A 6,492-nucleotide genomic window follows, 5' to 3' on the forward strand; every position below is an offset into this window, starting at 1 on the left:
GGTCGTGCCGGTGAAGCCCGCCGCACCCGTCGCACCGGTGACCCCCGCCCACCCGGCCGCGCCCGTGACGCCCGCCCACCCGGCCGTGCCGGTGACGCCGGCCGTGCACCCCGCCACGCCCGTCGCGCCGGTGACGCCGTTGCCCGCGCACCAGACCGTGCCCGTGGCACCGGTCCAGCCGGCCGCCGCGACGGGCCACCACATGGTGCCCGCCGCGCACGGCACGCCGACCGACCCGCACACCGTCCCCGCCGCGGCGTCCCACTCAGGTGGGTCCGACACCAACACCGTCATGCTGGCCGTCGGCGCGGGCCTGCTCGCGGGAGCCGGGGTCATCGGCGCCGGGATGGCCAGGAAGCGCATGAAGGCTGCCGACAAGTGAGCCGGTGCGGGCACCGGGGAGCGGCGCGACTACGGCAGGGTCTCCGGCCGCGCGCCGCTCAGCTCCTCGATCTCCTTCTCGAACGGCGACGCCTCCGGGCCCGGGTAGGCGGCGAGATGGGCCTGCCAGTCTTCGGCGGCGCCCGCCGCGTCCCCGAGGGCGTGCCGGCTCAGGCCGCGCCGGTACAGCACGTCGGAGTCCGGCTCGCCGGGCTCCGACACCACGACGTCCAGATCTGCGAGGGCGCGCCGGTGCTCGCCCAACTCCTGGAGGGCGACGGCCCGGTTGAAGCGCAGCTCGGTCCGTCCCGGGTCCAGGGCCAGCGCCCGGTCCAGGTCCTCCACCGCATCGGCGGCACGCCCCGTCGAGTACCACAGCACCGCACGGTTCACCCAGGCCGGGACCAGCGTCGGATCGGCCGCCAGCGCGGCCGCGTAGTCGGCGAGGGCGCCCTGGGAGTCCCCGGTCTCGGCCAGCAGCGCACCGCGCGCGGCGAGCAGGTGCGGGTTCGAGGGCTCCAGCTCCAGACCGCGGGCGATGTCGGCCCGCGCCTTGTCCACGTCGCCGCGCCCCAGCAGCAGGTCGGCCCGGTTGATCAGGGAGTCGACGTGCTCCGGCTCGATCTCGAGCGCGTAGTCCAGATCGGCCACCGCCTCGTCGACGTGGCCCAGTTCGCGCAGCAGGTCGGCCCGGTTGTAGTGCGCCTCGTGGAAGGGCGGGGTCAACCGGATCGACTCGGCGTAGTCCGCGAGGGCCGCCTCGTGGTCGCCCAGCGCCCGGTACTGCGCGGCCCGCTCGAAGTAGTAGTCGCCGTAGAGCGGGTCCTGCGCGATGACGGCGTCGTAGTCGCGCAGCGAGCCCGCATGGTCGCCGGTCGCCGCGCGCACCTGGGCGCGGTTGTACAACAGCACCGACCGGTGCAGGAGTTGCTCGTCCGGTCCGCAGTCGGCGTCGGTGATCGCCATGGCCTCGCCCACCAGGTCCAGCGCCCCCGCGAGATTGCCGCGGTGCAGCTCCACCAGGGCCCGGGCGTTGCGCATGAAGGCGCGCACCAGTGCGCGCCGCACCGGGTCCGGCTCGCGCTCCGCGATGGCGATGGCCGTGTTGACCCACCCCATGGCGAGGTCCTCGTCGTGCAGGTCCTTGCGCAGGAAACGCGTGTACAGCATGGCCAGTTGGTACGCGGCGTTCATGTGGGTGACCGGCTCGGTGGTGCCGGCGCGGATCTCGTGCAGGCAGAGCAGCGCGTCCTCGCCGCGGCCGAGGTAGGACAGGGCCGCGCCCACCTTGTGGGTGAGGTTCCAGTACTCCTTGGGCCTGGTGTCGGCCACCAGCGCGCGCCCGCGGAGCGCAAGGTCGACGACCCCCTCGTAGAACCCGAGGTTGAAGCACCCGTTGACGCCGGCGACGAACGCCGTAAGGCCCGCGCCCTCGCGGTCCAGTCCGCGTTCCCGGTGGTAGGGCACGGCCCCGTGCAGCAGGGTCTGTTCGCCGCGCCGGGCCAGCGCCTCCGCCCTCGCGGTGTGCCGGTGGGCGCGCTCGCGGGGCGGCAGCGCCTCGTAGGCGGCGATGGCCGCCGGGTCCCGCGTGGTGCCGTCGGAGTCGATGAACTGCTGGGCGGCGTCCACACCCCCGACCAGCGGCAGCGGTGACAGGGCAGCGGCGGCGGGAACCGTCCGGGCGGTCAGCGCGGCGCTCAGCAGGTCGTCGCGGTCGAGGTCGTCGGACTCCGCGTGGACCGTCAGCACCGCCGGGTCGCACCTGCGCAGCAGCACGGCCACGAAGTCCCGGTCGGTGGTGTCGGCGTGGTCCAGGTCGCGGAACGCCAGCACCACGCCGCCCGGGTGCTCCGCCCGCGCCCAGTCGGTGAGCAGCTCGGCCAGGCCGTGCGCGATGCGCAGCGCGCGGGTCGCCGGGTAGAAGCGGGTGCGTTCCTGCTGGATCGCGGTGTTGGTGAGCGTCTGCGGCGGCAGCACCTCCAACTCCGGGGCGACGGCGGCCACCTCGGTCGGGCGTGCGGCCACGATCTCGGGATGGCGCAGCGTCAGCTCCGGCACGATGGCTCGCACCAGGTTGCCCGCACCGGTGTAGGGACCGCGCAGGTTGCGGTGGCACCACACGTGCAGGTCGGGTTCCGGAAGCAGTGGGCCGCCTCCGGGGGCGGGGCTGACGCGCAGGTGTCGTGGGGAGGACGTCGTCATGCCGTTGCTCCTTCGGGGCGAGGGGTCCGGGCCCGGGCACGCCGGTCCCGCAGGGTGACGTGGACGAGCACGCCGATCTCGAACGCGGCCATGGCGGCGAACAGGGCCGCGTCGATCCGGCTGCCGACCGGGGTGCCCGCCGTGGTGAAGCGCCTGACCGCGGTCGACCAGAACCGCCACATGGTCGGGATGCCGGCCCAGGCCAGACTGGCCAGCGAGAAGCCGTAGCCCGCCACCAGAACGGGGGCGTACCAGCGGGCCATGGCCTGGTCGCGCTCGGACCACTCCATCTCGTCGGCCTCGGGGCGAGGCGCCTCGCGGCGCAGCACGCGACGGATCCGGCTGCGCACCAGGAACTTGGTGGCGGCCTGCAGGTCCTGGCAGCGCATCAGGGTGGCGACCACGAAGTAGAGGTCGGTCTGCAGGTAGAACATGAACTGCCAGATCAGCCGGAGCACGCAGCTGAACGCGACGGCCAGGCACAGCCGGTGGCACCACGGCGGAACGCCCGGCCGGTCCAGCGCCCAGGCCAGCAGGGTCAGGCTCGCGCACACGACGGTGTCGGTGAGCATGCCGGCCAGGAACGGCAGATAGCGACGCCGGCGCGGGACGCTGAGCAGGGCGTCGAGCCTGGTCTCGGCGACCACGTAGTACAGGCGGCGGCCGATGCCGAGCCGCGACGGCAGCCCGAGCCGGCGGCCGGCCAGGGCGTGCGAGGCCTCGTGCAGCAGGATGCCGGCGATGGCGGTGCCCAGCAGGCCGACGGGGATCAGGGCCAGGTACTGGGTGAAGAACACGTTGCGGTAGCTGGGCCGCAGCTCCGGACGGTCGACCATCGCGGCGACCCCGGCCACGGTGACCGCGGCGTAGGCCACCCAGGCCGGCCAGGAGAAGACCCAGCGCCCGAGGCGCTGCCAGCGCACCGCCCCCGGTTCGGGTTCGTCCTCGCCGTCGGCCAGCAGGAACCCGAGGCCGTCGAGCGCGTCGAGGAAGTCCGCGACGTCCAACTCCTCGCCGCACGCCTGCTCGTACCACTCCACACCCTCGGGCAGGGGCGTGCCCGCGTGCAGCATGCGCAGCAACTCGGCCCCGGCTTCGGGGAACAGTGCGTAGGAGGCGATGTCGGGGCGGCCCACCATGACGCCGTCCTCCTCGGGGACCATGGTGAGGCGGCGCAGGCGGACGACGGTGGACCCGCCGGGAGCGGTGGTGCTCATACGCGGCATGCCTTCCTGGGGGCGGGAGGAGGCGGGGGAGACCGGGGCGGTCCGGCCGGGGGCGGTCGGACCAGCCCCGGTCAGTGCTGTCAGGCGGCGTTGCAGCTGTAGTAACAAGCCACCGTCAGACGGATGGAACCGGCCTTGCGGATCGGCATCTTCTTCATCAACTTCCCTCCTCTCGGGCGTGAGCAGGAGTGGACCCCGGCCGGGCGGCCGGAGTCCGGGCCCAGCGGGGCATTGAACTCTCGGGGTGCTCACAACGCCAGAGCTTGACCGTGAACATGAAAACGGGAGGCCCGTGGGGAAGTTGTGAAGCCGATTTCACGGAATCACTACGCTCAACGACGTACGGAAGCCATGGGTCTTGGTTGGTCAAAACTCAATGGGGACAGGCCAGTTGACCTCATCGGCAAGCTGTGGCGGCGAGCGGGCCGGGGCTGGTGATGATGGCTCGTCAGCATTCACCACGATTAGTGGTGCACAGCCTCTTGTTCTGAGTCATGACAACCGGCATGCTCGGCAACGTCGCCCACGCGGCGGCCGGCGTACGAGCGTCCTGATCGTCACTCACGAAGGAGCCAGCATGCGCAGATTCCTGATACGCGTCGCCACCCTCGCGGCCGCAGCAAGCATCGCCGCCCCCGCTGTGCCCGTCACCGCGGCCGCGGCTCAGGGGCTGGACTTCCGCCCGCTGCACTACAACATCAACGGCTACAACTGGGGCGGCTACGCCGCGACGGGCAGCGGATTCACCTCGGTGTCGGCGAGTTGGACCGAGGCGAAGGCGACCTGCAACTCCACCAACGACCTCTACGCCCCCTGGGTGGGCATCGACGGCTACGGCTCCTCGACCGTGGAGCAGACCGGCGTGGCCACGGACTGCTCCAGCGGCAGCCCCGTCGACCAGGCCTGGTACGAGATGTACCCGGCCAACCCCGTCTACCTGAGCACCGGTTCGTACCCGGTGTCGGCCGGCGACCACATCTCCGCCTCGGTGACGTACGCCGGCAGCCGCAAGTACACGCTGAAGCTGACCGACTCCACGCGGGGCTGGACCTACACCACGAGCAAGACGCTGTCCGCGTCGCGCGCCAGCGCCGAGGTCATCATCGAGTCGCCGACCGGGGCCTACCCCAACTTCGGCACGCTGAGCTTCACCTCGGCCACCGTCAACGGCGCCTCGCTCGGTTCCTCCGGGCCCACCGCCCTCGACCCCAGCTCGAACGGCACCACCGAGGCCCGCACCAGCGCGCTCTCCGGCGGCACCAGCTTCACAGAAACGTTCCTGCACGAGTAGCCGGGTGCGGCATCCTGAGGGGGTGCTGACACCTGGTCATGACGAGAAGGACGCGCAGGACGAACCGGAACTCTGGCGGCTGGTGGAACGCCGCACGGTCTACCAGGGCCGGTTCGTCCAGCTGTACCAGGACGTGCTCGAGGGCCCGGCCGCGCCGGAGTTCTACGAGCACGTCCGCGTCGCCGACGGCGTGCGCGTCGTCGCCCTCGACGCCGAGCGGCAGGTCGTCCTGGTCGAGGACCAGTTCTACCTGCAGGGCCGCCGGATGCTCCACCTACCGGGCGGCGGCACCGAGGCGGGGGAGGACCCGGCGCTCACGGCGGCCCGGGAGCTCGCGGAGGAGACCGGGTGGCGCGCCGCCGCCTGGCGGTCGCTGGGCTCGATCCACCCGCTGCCGACCAGCTCGGTCGCCCGCACCCACCTCTTTCTCGCCACCGGCCTGACCCCCGGCCCCGTCCACCGGGACGAGGCCGAGCAGCTGATGACGGTCCGCAAGGCCCCGCTGACCGAGGCGGTCGCCCTCGTGCGCTCCGGCGTGATCACCGAGGCCGGCAGCGTCACGGCCCTCCTCCTGGCCGCGCAGCTGTCGACGTGACGCGCGCCCTCCTGAACGGGATCGGCTCAGCCCGTCCCCGAGGCCCCGGGCGGTGAGCCGAAGGCCGACCGCAGCAGGTCCTCCTGCTTGACCGACAGGTCCGAGCGCATCAACTCCATGGCGTGGCCCTCGAAGGCCTTCGCGATGGTGTCGATCTCCGCATCGGTGCTGAGCAGCACCAGCGCGGAGTTGCCCGGCGTCATGTCGCCCTTCACCGACTCGATCATCGAGCCCTCGATGCCCGCCTTGCTGAACTTCTTGGCGAGCGAGGAGGCCTTGCTGCCCTCGTCGGTCACGTGCTCCTGCACCTGCGGCGCCGTCGCGTAGTGCGGCCAGCGGATCACCGCGACGTCGCGTACATCGAGGACCTCCTGGCCGGCCAGCTGCTTGAGCCTGAGGACCGCGTCATCGGCCCCTTCGGTGCCACGGAACCGCCACGCCGTTGTTGACATCGATCCGGTCCTTCCGCCGAGCCGGTGGGGCTGTGCCGCGGACGACTTCTGCCCCGTTCATCCAGGCTAGCCCGACAAACCGGGCGTTTCACCCGCGCGAGACCCCCGGGCAGCGAACCGCGGCTCACAGCAGCGTGATCAGCAGCAGCGCCATGGTCAGGCTCATCGCGATGTCGCAGCAGTTCGCACCGCGCGGCGCGAGCGGGGGCCGGCGGCCGGGCGTTCGGCCCGGACCACCGGGCCCGGCCCGCCCAGCGGTGCGCGCGGGCCCTCCGACCGGGCCTGCCGAGGCCGGGGCCGCAGCCGGCGTCGCGGTGTCGGCGGTGCGCCGTGCGGTCGCGGCGG

Annotated in this window: 5 protein-coding genes and 2 pseudogenes; 3 read left to right on the top strand and 4 right to left on the bottom strand. The window is 72.6% G+C overall.

The window, feature by feature from the left end; genetic code table 11:
* A pseudogene (locus TR49_RS43545) lies at window positions 1-382 on the top strand (hypothetical protein); the annotation flags it as partial.
* 29 nt (window positions 383-411) lie between these two features.
* Here TR49_RS43545 and TR49_RS05100 read toward each other — a convergent pair.
* Entirely contained in the window at window positions 412-2,583 is a 2,172-nt protein-coding gene (locus tag TR49_RS05100) for a tetratricopeptide repeat protein (protein ID WP_052434023.1), read from the bottom strand.
* Entirely contained in the window at window positions 2,580-3,800 is a 1,221-nt protein-coding gene (locus tag TR49_RS05105) for a hypothetical protein (RefSeq protein WP_042377535.1), read from the bottom strand. Before TR49_RS05105 ends, TR49_RS05100 begins: the two co-directional genes overlap by 4 nt.
* A gap of 586 nt (window positions 3,801-4,386) precedes the next feature.
* Here TR49_RS05105 and TR49_RS05110 point away from each other — a divergent pair.
* The gene (locus tag TR49_RS05110; protein ID WP_042377538.1) at window positions 4,387-5,100 is read left to right on the top strand and encodes a G1 family glutamic endopeptidase; all 714 of its coding nucleotides are present in this window, start codon (window positions 4,387-4,389) and stop codon (window positions 5,098-5,100) included.
* Window positions 5,101-5,122: 22 nt separating this feature from the next.
* Window positions 5,123-5,695 (top strand): NUDIX domain-containing protein, encoded by a 573-nt coding sequence (locus TR49_RS05115; RefSeq protein WP_052434024.1) that lies wholly within the window; start codon window positions 5,123-5,125, stop codon window positions 5,693-5,695.
* A 26-nt stretch (window positions 5,696-5,721) separates the two neighbouring features.
* On the opposite strand, the gene TR49_RS05120 is transcribed toward TR49_RS05115, so the two are convergent.
* Together TR49_RS05120 and TR49_RS43550 are read right to left on the bottom strand one after the other, a co-directional pair.
* Window positions 5,722-6,147 carry a DUF1269 domain-containing protein gene (locus TR49_RS05120; RefSeq protein WP_042377539.1) on the bottom strand — a complete coding sequence of 142 codons (426 nt, stop codon included), beginning with the start codon at window positions 6,145-6,147 and terminating at the stop codon, window positions 5,722-5,724.
* Window positions 6,148-6,271: 124 nt separating this feature from the next.
* Window positions 6,272-6,492: pseudogene (locus tag TR49_RS43550) on the bottom strand (hypothetical protein); the annotation flags it as partial.

The organism is Streptacidiphilus melanogenes, from assembly GCF_000787835.1.
Taxonomy (GTDB): Bacteria; Actinomycetota; Actinomycetes; order Streptomycetales; family Streptomycetaceae; genus Streptacidiphilus; species Streptacidiphilus melanogenes.